Consider the following 19396-nt stretch of genomic DNA (forward strand, 5'->3'; position numbering starts at 1 on the left):
TTTTATTTATACACTATAAAAAAGCCTTGCCAGAATTCTAAACCCTGGCAAGGCTTTTAGAGCTTGTTTAAATTTTATTACTAATACTCTTCGACAGGCTCAGAGTGACATTGCTCGTTCAAAATATCTTCCTTTTAGGAGTGTCAGACTGAGTTAAGTCTATAGTGAGCCAGTTTATAAAGAGCTTGACGAACTAAACTATTGAAGTCTAATATTATTTTGAATCAAAATTCAAACAGACTCTTAAATTCTTTTATATTAAATATTTTATTGATTCAAGATCTCTAATACCTGGTCTCCTACAGCTCCTCCGGATTGCGGATTCTGACCGGTAACCAATCTGCCGTCTGTCACAGCAAATGGTGTAAAATCTTGTTCAGCTTTTACGTAATTTGCACCTTTACTTTTTAGAACATCTTCTGTAAGATAAGGCATATGGTCTGCCAACTCAGCAGCAATCTCCTCGGAATTACTAAATCCTGTAACTGTTTTATCTTTAATTAATAAAGAACCATCGGAAAGTGTAATATTAAACAATCCCACTGCGCCGTGACATACCGAGGAGATAATTCCCTGGTTTTCATAAATTGTTCTTGCAATATTTTGTAATCCTTTATCTTCGGGAAAATCCCATACAACTCCGTGTCCACCAGCATAATAAATAACATCATAATCTGATGCGTTTACTTCTTCAGGTTTTAAAGTATCTGCCAGTTTATTTCTAAAAGTTCCATCAGCATAGTATTTCCAGTCCACAGGTTGTACAAATTGTTGGATACTTACAGGATCTAAAGGTGTATAACCTCCTCTGGGACTCACAAAGTCAACCTCCTTTCCGGTATTTATCATTTTATCATAGAAATGCACAGCTTCCCCCAGCCACAGACCTGTAGCTCTCTCCATATTAGGATATTTCTCAACACTTGTTACAACGATTAATGCTTTTTTCTGTTCCATAATATTTTGCTTTTGTATTGTTAATATTTACTTGAACAAAGTTCGGTCAGCAAACAAAATTATCACAGGACATACCTCAAAAAAAAATTGTGATGTAAGTCACATCTCAGGAACTATAAAGCCTGCTCAGTGTTTCCCGGGACACACCGAGATAACTGGCAATAAGCTGTTTGGGTATTCTGTTTCCCCATTCAGAATACTGATGAATAAAGTCCTCATAACGTTCCTTTGCGGCTTTAGTCATGAGCGCCAAAACCCTGTCCTGTAATGCGCAATAACCTAAATTGCTTTTCACACGGAAAAAATGCTCTGCTTTTGGTATTCTTCTGCATACTTCATTCATATCCTCAAAAGTAATGGCGTAAACCTCACTGTCTTCGATACAATCTACAGCCAGGCGCGCCGGATGGTGTTTATAAAAGGCAGTATAATCCGAAATCCACCAGTCTTCTGTAGCAAACTGCAATATTTGTTCTTTACCGGAATTGTCGATCATACCACATTTTAACAATCCTGATTTCACAATAAATAATTCGTCTACCATTTGGTTTTCCTGAATCAGGAATTGTCTTTTTCTGTATTTCCTGAACTGAAAGAAACCCAGGATTTCTTCATATTCCTCATCGGATAAGCGGACAATATTTTCTATATGCTTTCTGAGAAAATCTGACATTATTAAATTTCGTTTAACGGATCCCAAAAGATTTTTCTGAAGTTCTGAATTTTATTTCCCTTTACTGCTACACCTTCTTTGGCAAGTTTTTTAGTAAAATCCGGAATACAGTCTTCAGCTGTAATAACACCTGATGAATTACAAACCCTGTGTGCCGGAAAATCTGCATCATAATGCCGCAATGCATTTCCCACATGTCGGGAATGATTAGGATAGCCTACAGCTTTTGCAATGGCACCATAAGATGTTACCCTGCCTTTTGGTATCATCCGGATAATCTCAAAAACCTGATCTTTAAATTGCTGATCCATGAAGAATATATTTATCTAAAGTTAAAAAAATATTTACTAACAATACACCTACTGATGATCCTCTAATAGGATATCGCAAAACTCATAGCCGTAAGACTTCCCGTCGTGGTTGTAAGACTTTTCCACTCTTTCTCCGTTCTTAATACTCAGGCTATTTTGAAATACAGGCCCTGCGTATACAAACGTATGAAACTCACCGTTTTCCCCGCAAGGATCTACATTTTCAGGAAGTTTATTAATCAAATATTCATCCAGATCACATCCTAAGAAGTCAGAATCCAGATAATGTTTATTAATACAGCAGATTCTGGTACGAAATCCTAGTTCCAGAAATTCATACACCAGGTTTTTGGTATCTTTTTTCCAAAGGGGGAAAATTGCTTTCCAACCGATTTTTTCCAATTGTTGTTCCCTGTATTTCCTCAAATCTTCCAGAAAAATATCGCCAAATACTGATGCTCCTATTCCCTGCTCCGTAAATGTGGATAAAGTCTGCTCCATTATATTTTCATAAGCAGCCATATCCGATGATTCAGGTAAATTAATTTTAGTGAGTGGTAATCCTATACTTTCAGCTTGTTTTACTAACAATTCTCCGCTTACACCATGCATGGAAATTCTCTGATTAGCGGCATTAACAGAAGTAAGTAGTCCTTCAACCTGATAATCGCTATTATTGAGTATATTATAAAGTGCCATTGCGGAGTCTTTTCCACCGCTCCAGTTCATCAATACTTTTTCTTTCATACAGAAGTTAAAGTTACTGGTTATTGATGAACAATCAATCGTATATTTCTTTATACTGAAGAAAAGATAAAATTATCCAGATAATATAAGTTACAATGTGGAAAACTAAATTTTAGCAATAAAATTTCTGCATAACTTATAGAGAGGCTTTTCTATCCACAGATAAATTATGACAGAACAAATCCAAAGCAATATAAAATTGCGATCGGGTAAGTACAGATAAGACTTTAGCTTCAGATTAAAATAACTGATGTGGATAAGATAAAAAACAAAAGAAGCATTTCCCAGAAGAACAAGAAACTTTGTGGATAAAAATCTGGATACCCATGTTTTTTCGGACATTAATCCCCAGAAGAATAATGCAATACCAACAGGAAGAAATATTTCATGAATTAGTCTGCCTTCCCAACGTTCCACACCATGCACAAAATTATTTCTGGCAAAAAAAGCAATAGCAATGGTAAAGAGCAGCATTAAAAGTCCACCGTACAATGTAGGCCTCTTTAGTTTCAACAATGTATTTACTTTACTTTCCTGCTTCATCATATAAGCCAGTAACATTCCGAAAAAGAATTCTGTACTTCTTCCGAAAAAAGTATTACTCATAATAAAATTCAGCGGATACAAGAATCCCTTAGGATTCGAATTATACCAATGCAAACCATAACCGACAGCGCAACTGAGTAGAAATAATCCCAACATCAATGAGACACAATACTTCCAATTTTTCTTTAGTAAAAGAAAGAGTATTGGTGACAGTAAGTAAAAAAAGAATTCTACACTAAGCGACCACGCCTGCACAATTCCTGTAAGAACATACTGATCAAATAAAGAGTACAGCAGTGAATATTGGAGGAAATAGGTATTTACATTCTTAGAATATTCCGTATCCAGAAAGTAAAAACTGAGTAGAATCCAATACAGCGGGAATATTCGTGCTATTCTTAGCAGAATGTATTTTAGGTAGCCTTTTTTGCTTTCCAAAGGTTTGTCCTGATAACGATAAGCTAACAGAAAACCACTCAGAACAAAAAATACAGTTACTCCAATATGCCATTCGCTGATAAAGCGCATTACTGCCCATGGCAAATCATTGCGCCAGTATTTGCGGTTGTGATAAACAAATACCATAATTGCGGCAATAGCACGCATTCCGGTAAGAGCATCGTATTTAACGGTGTTTGGAGACTGCATTGTAAAAAATAAAAGGCTTATTGGATAAGCCTTTTATTAAGAAATTTATATTCTGTTTCTATTAAGAATTCTCAAGAATGTAAGTGAACATTAGCGGTGCACAGATTGTAGCATCACTTTCCACAATAAATTTAGGAGTGTGGATATCTAATTTACCCCATGTAATTTTCTCATTCGGAACAGCTCCGGAATAAGAACCATAAGATGTTGTAGAGTCAGAAATCTGACAGAAGTAAGACCAGAAAGGCACATCGTGCATTTCAAGATCCTGATACATCATCGGAACTACACAAATAGGGAAATCTCCTGCGATACCGCCACCAATTTGGAAGAATCCAACTCCTTTCCCGCTGCTGTTACCTTTGTACCAGTCTGCTAAGTAAGTCATATACTCGATACCTGACTTCATTGTAGAAGCTTTTAATTCTCCTTTAATGCAGTATGATGCAAAGATGTTACCCATTGTAGAATCTTCCCATCCTGGTACTACGATCGGTAAGTTTTTCTCAGCTGCAGCAAGCATCCACGAATTTTCTTTAGGAATCTCATAGTATTGCTCTAATACACCTGAAAGAAGCATTTTGTACATGTATTCATGCGGGAAATATCTTTCTCCTTTATCTTCTGCATCTTTCCAGATCTCGTGAATATGTTTTTGTAGTCTTCTGAAAGCTTCTTCTTCAGGAATACAAGTATCGGTTACACGGTTAAGACCTCTTTCTAAAAGATCCCATTCTTCCTGTGGAGTAAGATCACGGTAGTGAGGTACTCTTTCGTAGTGAGAGTGTGCTACCAGATTCATTAAATCTTCTTCAAGGTTAGCCCCTGTACAAGAAATAATAGCTACTTTATCCTGACGGATCATTTCTGCTAAAATTTTACCTAACTCAGCAGTAGACATTGCACCTGCTAAAGTAATCATCATTTTCCCGCCATCTTTAAGGTGGGCAACATAACCTTTAGAAGCATCTACTAAAGCTGCTGCATTAAAGTGTAAATAATATTTTTCTATAAAATCAGAAATGGGTCTATTGCTCATTTTTTTTATTATTTAATTTTTGCAAAGATAGGGAAAAATAAAGTTTGGGATTTGAGATTTTGACAGTGGAATACTGATTGTTATTATATCTCTACATTCTGAATTTACGGTTCTCCTTTTTCTCAGAATGCTGTTTTTTTTGATTTAGTCTTTTTTCTTTAGATGACTTTGTTGGTTTTGTTTTAAATCTCTTTTGAGGTACAAATAGTGCTTTGTCCACCAACTCCAACAGTTTTTGGATAGCTCTCTCTTTATTATCCAGCTGAGAACGGGATTCCTGAGCACTTACCTGTAAATAGCCTTCTGCACTAATTTTATTCTTAAGCTTTGTGAAAATGAGCTTTTTCTCATCTTCAGAAAAGAATCTAGAATCCCATACAGCCCAGCGCGCAGTCACCATTGTTTCTACCTTATTCACATTCTGTCCTCCTGCTCCACTACTTCGTGCAGTTTTGAAACTTAATTCTGAAGAGAAATCTTTCATTTTATAAAGATACAAGAATCAAGAACAAAGATAAAAGACTATCTCGTTATAAGTTTCAGAAGTTCTCCTCGGTTTACCTTACCATTAGGTGTCCTTGGAATTTTAGATACAAATACTATTTCTTTGGGTTTATGAAAAGGCTTTTCATATTTAACATCCAAGACTTGAGATCTCAGTACTTCGTTTTCATCTGCCTCAATAACCAAAACCAATTTCTGTCCTAGTACCTCATCCGGAATTCCCAGAAAAACAGCTTCATTCGGAATATTCTTTTTTACCAGAGCCTCTAGTTGTTCCGGAAATATTTTAGCCCCACCGGAGTTAATCACATTATCCGCCCTCCCTAAAAACCTGAACTGTTTAGGGTTCAATACATCAACGATATCATTAGTCTGTAGCAGTTCAGCATTAATTTTAGGTGCAGAAATACGAAGGCAGCCACGATCATCCAAAGAAATATCCACCCCATCGAAAAGCGTAAAATAGTCTTCACCCTCAGGATAGATTCGCTTTAGTCCGATATGAGAAAGTGTTTCAGACATTCCATATGTTTCATAAACTTTGGATGCCGTTTGTTTGCTTTCTAAAATATCGTTCAGCTTTTTCTTCAGACTTTCAGATACAGATGCTCCACCAATGATTAAATTCTCTATTAAATGTATTTTATCCAAAGAGTTCTCAACCTGCAACGGTGTCATCGCACAAAAGCGGATAGGCTCTTCAATATTTTTAAGCGGATCCAATTTAGGCTCAGCAACTATAAGTTTCAGTTTTCTGAATACAGACCGAACAACCATCATTTTGCCGGAAATATATTCTACAGGAAGACATAATAAGGCCGAGTCTCCTACTTTCAGATTTAAAAAATTGCAGGTCATTTCTGCAGAATTCAGCATTCGGGATTTTTCAATCGGAAATCTTTTCGGAATCCCTGTTGAACCGGAAGTCTGTACCTCAACGTTTTCAGAATCTGAAAACCACTCTGCTAAAAAGTTTTCAACTTTTTTTTCAAAGTCATTCTGAGGTTTTAGGTTCTCTGCACTAATATTTTTTGAAAAATCAATCTTCATAATTCAAATTTACAGCAATCTGTTGCAAAGGGCAACATGACTTTTATTTTACCAGTTTTTGAGCTCTTCTCAGATTTTCAGTGGCCTGTAAAATTTTATTCTTCAGTATCGAATTATAATCAGGATTTTTCTGAATAAACTGATCGACAACAGTAAGTGCTTCAGGATTCTGGTAGCTGCTAAAGGTAGAACGAAGCCAGTTATCCGGGAAAAATATATCTCCGGTTTTTTGTATTTCCTGCAACAATTCTAAAGACTTCGGCAGATAATTAACAGAAGTCTGTTGTCTTAACGGATGATGTAAATATCCTAATGCGGAACCAACAGCCGATTCATTGGATCTGTTTTGCTTTTCTGCAAGGCTATTAAAAAATTCATCCCGAATCTGTCTATCTGAAGAAGCTGCTTTCATTATAATTTTGAAACGGTTAATTCGATCAGGATTTTTAATTCGGGTTAATTGTTCCTGCAAAAGATCGTTATTGTTATTATTTCGCAATGATAAAGCCAATGCAAGGCTTGTAAAGTCTTCATCATTTAAAGTAACACCTTGTGGTGCAGTCTGCGATTTCCATATTGTATACAAATTATCATATGCCTTTTTAGACTGGAAAATTCCCTGATAACAGTCGAACAAATTCTTTTTATTATTAACCGCAGCCTGCTTCTGTAAAGCATCCCATACAATATTTTCTAAGCTTTCAGATTCTTTATTTCTTGTACTTTCTGATAGAAACCCCCAGTATATTCCGGAAATATAACCTGTGATAAGCCTCAGGTTAAGTTCAGTACTTTCCTTTTGTAGTTGTCCCGCAAAAAAATGCAATAATTTTTGTGGTGCAATACCTGATCCACCCAGCATATTTTCGTACAATGAAATATAAGCACTGGCTCTGCCCACAGGATCTTTTATCAATGAGAAACTTCTCATTAAATCCTTATCAACTTTGAACACTCCGTAGCCTATCCCCGACGAGTTTTGAAGAACAAATAAAGGCTTTGGTTTCCCTTTCAATTCAGGTATATCCTGTTGTTTTTCGGAAAGCTTTACATCAACTTTTTCAATTTTATCAGGATAAAATAAACTAACCTGAAATTCTTGTGGCCAGAGTTTCTGAGCATTTCCATGCTCCGGATATTGAGAAATTTTGAAATTTTCAATCTTATTTCCTTTATATTTTATTGTATAATCGATCACTGGTCTCCCCGGCTCATTCACCCATACTTTATTCCAGCTTTGCAGGTCTTCGGATGTCTGATTATCTAAAATTGTAATAAGATCCGGCCATGTAGCATTGCTGTAAGCATATTTTCTCAGGTATTCACTTACTCCTTTTCTAAAGTTATCTTCACCAATCAACAATTCCAGCTGGCGCATCATAATAGGAGCCTTATTATAAATAATCGGACCATACATCATTCCAGCATTTTGCAGATTATCCAGAACCTGACGGATAGGATTTGCTCCTATGGTCCGGTCTACAGAGTAAGCCGCAGGAAAGTGTGTTGTCAGAAACTTCAGGTCATAAACACTCTTATCTGAAGAAGCCCCCGTGCTTTTATCTGCCATAAAATTGGCAAAAACTTCTTTTGTCCATACATCATTAAACCAGTCCATCGTCACCATATCCCCAAACCACAGATGGGCAACTTCATGAGCAAGAAGATTAGAACGATTATTCAGCTGACTTTGCGTAGCATTTTTATCTAAAAATAAAGTAGAGTTCTGAAACAGGATAGCTCCCGGATGCTCCATGCCTCCAAACTGAAAATCAGGAACAACAACCAACCCATGTTTCTGGAAAGGGTGCGGAATGCCTGTCCATTTTTCATAGTAAGCAAGTGAACTTCTGTAAAGATTATAAATAGAATCCATACTATTCTTAATCTTTATGGTATCTGTTTCACGATACAGCATACCTACATCCTGTAAACCTATTTTTTCTTTAAAATGTTTAAAATCGCCAGCAGCAAAAGAAAACAAATATGTCGGCAATAAATCTGATTGCGCAAAACTCATCTTTTTTCCTCCCTGCTTTACGGTTGTTTCTTTCAACACTCCATTAGCCATAGCATTCCACTTTTCAGGGATTGTTAGTGTTAAAGAATAATTTGCTTTCAGATTAGGCTGATCGAAACACGGAAACATAGTTCTCGCACGGTCCGGAACAAATAGAGTGTATAAATAACCATCGCGTCTGTTAAGTGCTGAATTACCTGCTAAGAATTTAAAAGTAATCTGGTTACGTTCTGATTTCAGATATTTCTGATCTATTAAAATATGTTCATTTTCAAGAACTGGCTTTATAGCTTGCCCATTCACAGTTACTGACAACAAAGAGGCCGAAGTTTCTTTAAAATCAATCTGTAATGGTGCAGTATTCTGCTTTTTATAATTAAAAATTAGATTCTCTGTTCCCGAAATTCTGTCGGTTTTACTTTCAGGAATATCCAGGTCTAATTCGTATTTAATATCGCTCAGTGTACTTTTTCTAAACTGAGCTAATTCATAGGATACACCGGATTCAACCTTTGGTTCAGGTTTTATTTGAGCGTGATAACAACTACTGAAAATAATAAAAGATAATGTGAGTAAACCTGTTTTCATAGTTTAAAGATAAGAATTGAATTGGAATTACTGAGTAAAGGAAAGCAGGGAAAATATAGTACAATTAATTCTGAGAACTAATTAATATTAATTCACTGGCTTTTTTATTAAATTATTAGCATTCATATTACGATATTTGTTTTTCTAATTAACTAGTAATAATATGAAGTATTCAAAATTGGCTCTGATTGCATTAGGGTCGGTATCTGTTCCTTTATTTCATGCTCAGGATTCCGTTACTGTTGCAGATTATAAAAGAGCTGAAAGCAGGTTATTTTACAAAACTGCCCCGTTGGTCCGAAATGTAATGAATGGCCAAATATGGGATAAAGACAGCAAAGGTTTTAAATATACCAAAACCTCATCAACAGGAGAACTTACCAATGTTTATGTAACTCTCGGGAAAAAGGCTAAGACTGAAACTACTGTTCAGGCAAATACAAAAAATTCCAACTCTCCAATCACACCGCCGCAAAGGAAAAATAATAAACCTGGTGTTGTTTCTCCTGATGGAAGGCAACTGGCTTATATCGACAATTACAATCTGTGGATAGAGGATACGACCACTCATGAGAAAAAACAACTGACTACTGACGGAATAAAAGATTTTGGATATGCTACCGATAATGCAGGTTGGAAGCACAGTGATGCCCCTATCCTAAGATGGTCACCGGATTCTAAAAAGATTACTACTTTTCAGATGGATGAAAGAAATGTGGGTGAAATGTATCTGGTAACCACTAATGTCGGACATCCGCAATTAAAAGCATGGAAATATCCTCTACCTGGTGACACAATCCTTCCGATGTTGCAGAGAGTTGTTATAGATACTGAAAATGGAAATTTAGTTCGTTTCAAAATGAAGCCTGATTTCCATAGAGGTACACTAAGTGATGATATCGCTGCCAGTGGAACTTTCGACGACATTGACTGGAATCCGGACGGATCTGAAGTAGCTTTTGTATCCAGCTCCAGAGATCATAAAAATGCAAAATTCAGGATCGCCAATACCAAAGACGGTTCCATTCGTGAAGTTTTCGAAGAAACTGTTGCCACCCAATTCGAATCCGGACGTAATGCTATTAACTGGCGTTATTTGCCAGCTACCAATGAAATACTTTGGTATTCCGAAAGAGATAACTGGGGACATCTTTATTTATATGATGCTAAAACAGGAAAAGTGAAACACCAGATTACTAAAGGTGACTGGCTTGTCGCTAACCTGTTAAAGGTAGATGAGAAGAACCGGAAATTATACTTTACAGCTGCAGGTTTACAAAAAGAAAACCCTTATTTTATTTCTCTTTGTTCTGTCGACTTTTCCGGGAAAAATTTCAAAAACCTGACTCCAGAAACAGGTACTCACCAGATTACCCTTTCACCTGATGGCACTCATTTCATAGATCAATATTCACAACCTAATGTAGCACCGGTTTCTTTAGTAAAAAAACTGGATGGTACGAAAGTTATGGATTTAGAAAAAGCTGACCTTACAGCTTTGGAAGCTACCGGATGGAAAGCACCAACACCTGTAAAACTAAAAGCTGGTGATGGTGTTACGGATGTTTATGGCCTTCTTTTCCAACCCAATAATATTGTTGCCGGTAAGAAATATCCGATGATTGATTATATCTATCCGGGACCACAAGGCGGAAGTGTCGGAAGCTGGGCATTTTCTGCATCCAAAGGCGATAACAATGCACTTGCAGAATTAGGTGCTTATGTTTTGGTTTTGGAAGGTACCAGCAATCCATATCGTTCAAAATCATTTCATGATATGAGCTATGGAAATATGTCTATCAATACTTTACCTGATCAGATCGCTGCCATTAAACAACTTGCAGCAAAATATCCTATAGATGTAGATAAAGTTGGTATCTGGGGGCATTCAGGCGGAGGTTTTGCGACTGCAGCAGCCATGTTCAGATATCCGGATTTCTTTAAAGTTGGTATCTCAGAATCTGGTAATCATGATAACCGTAATTATGAAGATGACTGGGGTGAAAGATATAACGGACTTGTAGAAAATTCGGATTATGCATCGCAGGCTAATCAGCTTTATGCTAAAAACCTGAAAGGTAAATTACTTATTGCACATGGTATGATGGATGACAATGTACCTCCGTACAATGCATTACTGGTAATTGAAGCTTTGGAAAAAGCGAATAAAGATTATGATTTCATTGCTTTTCCTAACAGTGCTCATGGTTTTGGAGAGCACACCTACTATATGATGAGACGCCGTTGGGATTATTTTACAGCTCATTTACTCGGTAAGAAACATCCAAAAGAATTCTTATTAGGCCCTAATAAGACAAAGTAAAAGACTAAAAAAACCTGCTTTTTAGCAGGTTTTTTTATATTTCAAATCTAAGAAATTACATTCTGTTGACTGTTCCTATTCCTAAAAGGCCTAAGGCTTTCTGAATAATATTTCCGGTCACTTTGGAAAGTTTAAGACGAAGTTGTTTCGCATCTTCATCATCCTGATTAAGGATAGGATTATTCTGATAGAAAGAGTTATAAGATTTCACTAAATCATACACATAATTTGCTACCTGTGCAGGGCTTAAAGTTTCAGCAGCTTTAGCAATCACTTCATTAAACTGAGAAGCCATAACCAATAGTTCTTTCTCGGAAGCATTTAACTGATAATTCTCTGAAATATTTCCTTCTTTATATTCTGCTCTGTTCAATAGGGATTGAATTCTCGCATAAGTATACTGGATAAAAGGCCCTGTATTTCCGTTGAAATCAATACTTTCAGCCGGATTAAATAATATTTTTTTCTTTGGATCAATCTTCAGGATATAATATTTCAAAGCACCAAGACCTACCGTTTCATAAGATTTCTCTTTTTCATCTTCCGTAAGACTTTCCATCTTACCTAGTTCCTGAGCTTTTTCTTTTGCAGTCAGGTACATTTCTTCCATTAATTCATCTGCATCAACAACAGTACCTTCACGGGATTTCATTTTACCGTTAGGAAGCTCCACCATTCCGTAAGATAAGTGATGCAAATGATCTGCCCATGAATATCCTAACTTCTTAAGTACCAAAAATAATACCTGGAAGTGATAATCCTGCTCGTTTCCTACCGTATAGATTAACTGCTGGATATCATTGTCTTTAAAACGTTCTACCGCTGTTCCAAGATCCTGAGTCATATATACAGAAGTTCCATCGGAACGCAGTAATAATTTCTGATCCAGACCATCATCTGTAAGGTCTATCCATACGGAACCATCATCTTTGCGGAACAAAATGCCTTTATCCAACCCCTCCTGGATCAAATCTTTTCCTAAAATATAGGTATTGCTTTCGTACTGACGCTGGTCGAAATCAACTCCCATACGGGCATAACTTGCATTGAAGCCTTTATACACCCACCCGTTCATCATTTCCCAAAGTTGACGCACTTTTTCATCTCCATTTTCCCAGTCTAATAACATTTTCTGAGCTTCCAATATAATTGGAGCCTGCTTTTTAGCAGCTTCTTCTGCTATTCCCTGAGATTTTAGTTCTTCAATCTGCTTTTTATATTCCTGATCGAATCTTACATAGTAATTACCAACTAATTTATCACCCTTCAGACCAGTTGATTCCGGAGTTTCTCCATTACCAAATTTCTCCCACGCCAGCATAGATTTACAAATATGAATACCACGGTCATTGATAATCTGTGTTTTAATCACATTGTAACCGGCAGCTTTCAGTATTTGTGCAACTGAGTAACCTAAAAGGTTATTTCTTACATGGCCTAAATGCAAAGGTTTGTTGGTATTCGGAGAGGAATATTCTACCATAATGGTTTCACCTTTTTCCGGAAGGTTGCCTAAATCAGTTCCTAAATCCTGGGCCTGACTGATAAAAAAATCATTTTTCAAAGAAAGATTTAAAAAACCTTTCACGACCTGATAGGACCTGATATAATCAGTAGCTGCTATAAGTTCTTCACCCAATTCCTGTCCCAATGCATCCGGACTTTTCCTCGCCTGTTTTACAAGCGGAAAAATCACTACAGTGAAATCTCCTTCAAAATCGGTTTTGTTTTGCTGAACTTCTAGTGCAATACCTTCTAACTGGTATTTCTGCTGAATAATCTCAGTAATCTGATCCTGAATCTGTTTTTTTATCTCCATTCTTAAAATAGTTGTGGCTGCAAATTTACGAAATAAAAAAACCGCCCGAAGGCGGTTTAAATATTAATTGAAATAAATTTTAGTTTTTATCCCAGAAGAGCTTAGTCGTAACATCATCACCACCAATCTTGGCAGCTGCTGCTCTAACATTCTTTTCATTTTGAGTATACTCATCACTTGAGTAAATCATTCTTACCGGAACTCCTTTAGTATTAGAATTTGTTGGATTCTTAAGGATAGGATTATCCAATCTTCTCATAAAATTCCATGCTGCAAAAGCTCTGTTGTACATAGCAATCCATGACTCTTCACCAATAGACTTTTTCCAGTTTGTTGCATCATACGGACGCGATGCAATGTATGCTGCAGCTTTCGTAGCATCTACTCCATATTCTGTCATAGACTCTGTAATAGCTGCGGCATATAAACCTGCCGCTGTACCTCCCATGTTAAATCCTCTTGCAGCTCCTTCAGCCTGCATAAACAGTACTTCTGAATAGCTTAACAAATTGGATGGGGTTATTGGCTTTTTAAAGCTGTCCATTACATGAGAATAGTTTCCGTATGTATTTTTGATTCCATAAACACCGCCTAGGTATTTACCATCTTTTGTTTTTGTAAACCATACGTCTCTTCTTGGATCATTATTAGTATTCATAACATCTACTAATATATTTGAAGGAACAAAGTCATCACGATTAGAAGCTACCAAGTTGTCAAAAACAGGATTGGTAAACGTTACTCCGTCATAAACAAAAGAATAAGAATCTGCTGTTGAAGTCATAACTCCAGATGCAATAGCTGATTCTGCTGCTGCTTTTGCAGTAACAGGATCCACATCTGAAAGATTTAATGCTAATCTTAATTTAACAGAATTAGCTAATTTTCTCCACTTGGACATATCGCCCTTGTAAACAATGTCATTTACTTCATAACCCTTTGCAGAAGGGTTAATTTTAGCAATTGCTGCATCGATTCTTTTTAATAAATCAGCATAAATAGTTTTTGCATCATCATATTTTGGTGCAAAACCACCGTTTACAGCAGCCAGAGCCTCAGTATAAGGAACATCTCCCCAAGTATCTACAATATTTTCCCAAACAAAAATAGAAGAAATCTCATTTGTCACCCATTTATTTGCAGCAACAGCAGGATCATTTACTTCCGTAGCTAAAGCATCTTGCGCTTTTTTGAAGTTGTTTAAACTATAGACATACATTCTGTTGAAATGAAATCTAGGCTGATTTCTTGTAATCAAGTTATAGTTTACCTCATCAGTATAAGTTGTTTCAGACCATTGCTGAACAAAGAATCTGTAATTATTTGCATTAACACTAGGGTTATCTATATTATAAAATTGTTGATTTTGCCCCATTGACAATAACACTCCAGAACTTAAATCAGATGGATGTTTTCCATCATTATTTAGCAATGTTGTATCTCTTTCACAAGAGGAAAGCGTTGTTACAGCTATTGTTAAACCTAAAAAGGCTTTAAATATATTTTTCATTGTTTTGATTTAGAATTTGAAAGAAATATTAACTCCGATATCTCTTGTAGTTGGTAGAGATCCAATAGAATAACCAAAAGATCTTACACCTCCACCCAGAGTAGACTCAGGATCTGCATAAGGAAGATTTTTGTGAATAATCCATAAGTTTCTTCCTACAATAGAAATCTTAGCCTCGTTAACAAATGTATTAGCTAATAAAGCCTTTGGTAATGTGTAGCTAATACTTGCTTCTCTAAGCTTTATAAAAGATCCGTCATAAACATAGCGTGATGTAGGACTCTTTTGATAGCCCATATTACCATATACAGATGCATCTATTGCTGTTTGGTTTGGCTGCCCATCAGCGGTTACCCCCGGTAGAACCACTTTTCCTGTTCTATAATCACCAATTGCAGTATCCTTATACAAACCTGTAGAAGTTGCATAATACATATCGGTTGAGAAAATATCTCCTCCTTTTCTGAAATCTACTAAGAATGAAACACTAATTCCTTTATAACTAAAAGAGTTTCTAACACCTCCAATCCAATCCGGAGTTGTGTTCCCAATTACCTTGTTACCTTCTAAAACATAGAATCCTTTAGAGTCAACAACTTTTTGCCCATTAAGGTATTTGTAATCACTACCTCTAATTGCACCCCACATTTCACCTTCAGTTGCATTAACAGATGCACCTCCCTGAATACTTGTTAAGTTATAGTTGCTAACATCTGTTGTTGCATTATGCAACAATTCAACAACTTTATTTTTATTTTTAGACCAGTTAACATCTATATTCCAAGAGAAATCTTTGGTTTTAATTGGCGTAGCACCAATTTGTAGTTCAATACCTTCGTTATCAATTCTACCAGCATTTGCAACTGCTGTCAATAAACCTGATCCAGCAGAAATTGGAAGATTTATAATCTGATTAAATGTCTTAGTCTTGTAGTAAGCAGCATCAAATGTTAATCTCCCTTTGAAAAAATGAGCTTCAGTACCTACTTCAAATTCTTTTGAGCGCTGTGGCTTTAAATCAGGATTTGCAAGAAGCGTCTGTGAATTTTGCATTACAATAGAGTTATTAAATGTACCTGCAAAAGTATAATAGTACTGTAGCTGATATGGATCTGCTGTTCCTCCTACTTCAGCATAGTTTGCTCTTACTTTCCAGAAACTCAACCATGATGGCTTTACAAATTCTGACAAAATGAATGATCCCGTAAAAGAAGGATAAGTATACACTCTGTTTGCTTTTGGTAACGTAGAAGTTTTATCCGCTCTAAATGTAGCATCTAAATAGAAGAACTTATAGAAATCAAAAGATGCTGTTGCATAAGCACTTGAAGTTACTGTTGTATATTCATTTTCATCCGGCGGGATAATAGGGAATTTTGAATTTGCCAAAGCATATAATCCATCTTTTTCTAATCCTCCTTCTGTAGACGCATAAATAGAATTATAATAATTTCTTCTTACGTTTCCTCCGGCTATACCACTAACATTGATGTTATCTGTAATATTAAATTTATAATTTAACATTAAGTCAAAGTTAGTTTCTGTTGTAGTAAGGTTTTGTCTGCTATATCCTGAACTCACTAGTTTTTGTGATGCACCAAATGCTTTTGGTACAGATCCTGGAGCCAATCTGTTTTGGAAATATGTAGATGCATTGTCATAAGACACCTTACCTATTAAACTGAAATTTTTATTGAAATCATATGTCAATGAAGCATAACTGAAACTTCTTGTTCTGTCATCACTACTATAACTTTGATATCTTTGATAGTATGGATTATTCCAGAAACCTAAAACAGGATTTGCACCACTCTTCAGATTCCAGCTAATATTCTTACCACCACTATTAAAGTAAGCGTTTTTCTGATCAACTATATCAACGTTGTTTGCCCACCATTGTCTGAATCCACCTACCAAGTTTCCAGAATAATTGGCATCGTTTCTACCTTTAGTATTCTGAACTACTAATGTTGAATAAACAGTAGCATGTAACTTAGGTGTAAAATCGTAGTTAATTTTTGTAGTAAATGTATTCTTTCTTAAATCAGAATTTGGCAACAAACCATTAGACAACATATTATCGTATGATAACATAAAGTTATTTCCTTTCTTACCTTTTTCAAGGGTAATACCATTTACATAAGTAATTGGAGTTTCAAAGAACTTAATAGGTCCATTCTTAGCAGCTACCCAAGGTGTTGCTTTTCCAAAGTTTTTAGAATTAGGATCAAATGCATCCCATTGATATACTAATTGATTAGGATTAAATTCTGGTCCCCATGAAGCATCGTCACCTATATTTCCGTAAGGTGTACCATTTGCATTTTTTTCACTGAAGCTCATAGCATACCCGGCTCCATATCTATTCTGGTATTCTGGGAAAGTAGATTTATCTATAAAGCCAGCTTGTACAGATGATGATAGAGTTACCCCCCAGCTTCCATCATCTTTTCCTTTACCACTCTTGGTCGTAATTACAATAACACCATTAAGACCTCTCTCACCATATAATGCAGATGCTGCTGCACCTTTCAGAACGTTGATGGATTCAATATCTTCCTGATTGACATCTGACAATAGGTTACCCATATCCTGGTTTGTCTTGGTGTCATAGGTAGAAGAGTTGTTTACAGGAGATCCATCAATAACGATAAGTGGATTTGCCCCTTGTAAACTTTTTATACCTCTGATTACAAGACTTGAGGATCCACCAAAGTTACTAGATGTATTTACCTGAAGACCAGATACTTTACCGGAAAGCTGGGAAGCAATATTACCCGTATTGGTAGTACCATCAAAGAGTTTGTCTGCTTTTACTTCCTGAGAAGCATACCCCAAAGACTTTTTCTCTCTTTTAATACCAAGGGCAGTCACTACAACTCCCTCAATATCCTTAGTTCTGGCAGAGTCTTGTTTCTTCTGAGCATTAACAAATACAAAAGAAGAAGACAAAACCACTACCAAAACACTGTTAGTTAGTTTCTTCATATCAAATTAAATTTTAACTGGCACAAGTATATAAATTTTTCTTAACATACCAAAGTTAAAAGTTAATGCATTGTTAATTTTATATTTTAAGCAATAAAAATAACTCACTGAAAGTTAAATTAATCACAAAAATACTTCGTTGTCAGAATATTTGTCTTTTTATTTCCATGCATATAATAAATAAAAAAGTCGGAAGAAAATCTTCCGACTGTAAATTTGCTAATGACAAATTATATTCATTTAATTTACTAATTTTTATCCCAAAAAACTCTATCTCCTTGAGAATCAGATTTAGATGGCAATTTATTTATAGCATCATACATATTCGTAGAGTTAATAGAAGATTCTTTTGTTGGATACGGTAATCTCATTGGAATAGGATCAGAAGTTGGATTCTGAGTTGTTAATTTTGGATAATCTAATCTTCTAAAAAACGTCCAAGCCTCAAATCCTCTATTATACATAGAATGCCATGCTTGAGTTCCTATTTTTTCACGGAATGTACCTGGTAAAGAGTTATAATCATTAGCTGCCAAATAAGTAGCTTTATCAGCAGCAGCAACACCCCAAAGGTCTAATGAAGCTGATAATGCATTTTTAAAATGTGTTGCTGCATCTGCCCCTACTGCATATCCTCTGGCAGCTGCCTCAGCCAATATGAATTCAATCTCTATATAATCCGAAAAATACCCATATGAATCAGGTGCATAAACACTTGGCTTTATTAAAGATAAATCAGAAGCGGCTGTTGGATTAGTTGTTCCAAATTTACCAGCCTTAAACACACCTCCCACAGTAGTGAAGTAAGATGATATACGAGGGTCATTATCCGCAGTTAAGCCAGCTAAATAAATATTAGACAGACAATAATCAACTCTTCCCGATTGTGCTAAATCTCTGTATGAAGGAGACGTATAGATACCTGTTGAATTATATTGGATTCTAGCACTTTCACTCTGATTAGCAAATGTTCCTAACTGATATCCCGATTCAACAGCTGTTTTTGATAAAGCTGCATCAGAATCTGCAAGATTAATACCCATCTTTATTTTTAAAGCTGCAGCAAATTTTATCCATTTAGACATATTCCCTTTGTATAGAAAATCATCATTTCCATAAGCCCCGGCACTCGGATTAATTGTTGCAACTACAGCATCTAATCTTTTCAACAAATCTACATAGATAGATTTTGCATCATCATATTTAGGACTTGTGTAAGCAGGGTTTAATGCCTGTGAATATGGAACATCTCCAAAAGTATCTACCAATGTCTGATAACAATAAATTTCCATGATTTCTGTGGCGGCTAATTTATTCGCTACCACCGCAGCATCCCCGCCATCTCTTTTAACTGCTACTTTTGCATTTTCAAAATTTTGCAATTGACTATATAAAGCATCCCATTGCGAATCTGGAAGTGATCTTTTTCTAACTTTATAGGCACCACCCTCTAAATATTCCACATCAGCTAATTGTTGCACAAACATTCTAAATTGATTAGAATTCATACTTGATGTATTCATCTGATCTGAAGTTCCCAAAACACCACCTGCAAAAACATTATTCGCAGAAACATTAGTTGCCGTTTTAGGATCTTCATTCAATGAAGTCATATCACTGCCACATGAGGATAATACTCCTAATATACTTAATAATAATATCTTTTTTTTCAT

The 19396-nt window shown here is 35.9% G+C and carries 14 protein-coding genes; 1 reads left to right on the top strand and 13 read right to left on the bottom strand.

Going from position 1 to position 19396, the window contains the following annotated elements; translation table 11 throughout:
* Window positions 1–267: 267 nt before the first annotated feature.
* The 9 genes from AYC65_RS14540 to AYC65_RS14580 all read right to left on the bottom strand — a co-directional run bounded on the left by AYC65_RS14540 (window position 268) and on the right by AYC65_RS14580 (window position 9083).
* Window positions 268–957 (bottom strand): type 1 glutamine amidotransferase domain-containing protein, encoded by a 690-nt coding sequence (locus tag AYC65_RS14540; RefSeq protein WP_034870962.1) that lies wholly within the window; start codon window positions 955–957, stop codon window positions 268–270.
* A 106-nt stretch (window positions 958–1063) separates the two neighbouring features.
* Window positions 1064–1630 (bottom strand): Crp/Fnr family transcriptional regulator, encoded by a 567-nt coding sequence (locus AYC65_RS14545; protein ID WP_034870961.1) that lies wholly within the window; start codon window positions 1628–1630, stop codon window positions 1064–1066.
* A 2-nt stretch (window positions 1631–1632) separates the two neighbouring features.
* Window positions 1633–1941 carry an MGMT family protein gene (locus AYC65_RS14550; RefSeq protein WP_034870960.1) on the bottom strand — a complete coding sequence of 103 codons (309 nt, stop codon included), beginning with the start codon at window positions 1939–1941 and terminating at the stop codon, window positions 1633–1635.
* A 48-nt stretch (window positions 1942–1989) separates the two neighbouring features.
* Window positions 1990–2688, bottom strand: a complete 699-nt coding sequence (locus tag AYC65_RS14555) for a Dph6-related ATP pyrophosphatase (RefSeq protein ID WP_034870959.1) — start codon at window positions 2686–2688, stop codon at window positions 1990–1992.
* Between the two features lie 105 nt (window positions 2689–2793).
* Window positions 2794–3882, bottom strand: coding sequence for an acyltransferase family protein (locus AYC65_RS14560; protein WP_034870958.1), 1089 nt, complete (start codon window positions 3880–3882; stop codon window positions 2794–2796).
* Window positions 3883–3943: 61 nt separating this feature from the next.
* Window positions 3944–4921 (bottom strand): deoxyhypusine synthase family protein, encoded by a 978-nt coding sequence (locus tag AYC65_RS14565; RefSeq protein WP_034870957.1) that lies wholly within the window; start codon window positions 4919–4921, stop codon window positions 3944–3946.
* A gap of 91 nt (window positions 4922–5012) precedes the next feature.
* Window positions 5013–5405, bottom strand: coding sequence for an alternative ribosome rescue aminoacyl-tRNA hydrolase ArfB (gene arfB / locus AYC65_RS14570; protein WP_034870956.1), 393 nt, complete (start codon window positions 5403–5405; stop codon window positions 5013–5015).
* Between the two features lie 38 nt (window positions 5406–5443).
* On the bottom strand, window positions 5444–6475 hold the full coding sequence (locus AYC65_RS14575; protein WP_034870955.1) for an AMP-binding protein: 1032 nt from the start codon (window positions 6473–6475) through the stop codon (window positions 5444–5446).
* Window positions 6476–6518: 43 nt separating this feature from the next.
* On the bottom strand, window positions 6519–9083 hold the full coding sequence (locus AYC65_RS14580; RefSeq protein WP_034870954.1) for a M1 family metallopeptidase: 2565 nt from the start codon (window positions 9081–9083) through the stop codon (window positions 6519–6521).
* A 163-nt stretch (window positions 9084–9246) separates the two neighbouring features.
* Between AYC65_RS14580 and AYC65_RS14585 the strand changes: the two genes are divergently transcribed.
* Window positions 9247–11406, top strand: a complete 2160-nt coding sequence (locus AYC65_RS14585) for a S9 family peptidase (RefSeq protein WP_034870953.1) — start codon at window positions 9247–9249, stop codon at window positions 11404–11406.
* Window positions 11407–11461: 55 nt separating this feature from the next.
* On the opposite strand, the gene argS is transcribed toward AYC65_RS14585, so the two are convergent.
* The 4 genes from argS to AYC65_RS14605 all read right to left on the bottom strand — a co-directional run bounded on the left by argS (window position 11462) and on the right by AYC65_RS14605 (window position 19396).
* Window positions 11462–13225, bottom strand: a complete 1764-nt coding sequence (gene argS, locus AYC65_RS14590) for an arginine--tRNA ligase (RefSeq protein ID WP_034870952.1) — start codon at window positions 13223–13225, stop codon at window positions 11462–11464.
* A 79-nt stretch (window positions 13226–13304) separates the two neighbouring features.
* Window positions 13305–14735 carry a SusD/RagB family nutrient-binding outer membrane lipoprotein gene (locus tag AYC65_RS14595; RefSeq protein ID WP_034870951.1) on the bottom strand — a complete coding sequence of 477 codons (1431 nt, stop codon included), beginning with the start codon at window positions 14733–14735 and terminating at the stop codon, window positions 13305–13307.
* A gap of 9 nt (window positions 14736–14744) precedes the next feature.
* Entirely contained in the window at window positions 14745–17723 is a 2979-nt protein-coding gene (locus AYC65_RS14600; protein WP_034870950.1) for a SusC/RagA family TonB-linked outer membrane protein, read from the bottom strand.
* 248 nt (window positions 17724–17971) lie between these two features.
* Entirely contained in the window at window positions 17972–19396 is a 1425-nt protein-coding gene (locus AYC65_RS14605; protein ID WP_034870949.1) for a SusD/RagB family nutrient-binding outer membrane lipoprotein, read from the bottom strand.

It is taken from the genome of Elizabethkingia bruuniana (assembly GCF_002024805.1).
GTDB classification, from domain to species: Bacteria; Bacteroidota; Bacteroidia; order Flavobacteriales; family Weeksellaceae; genus Elizabethkingia; species Elizabethkingia bruuniana.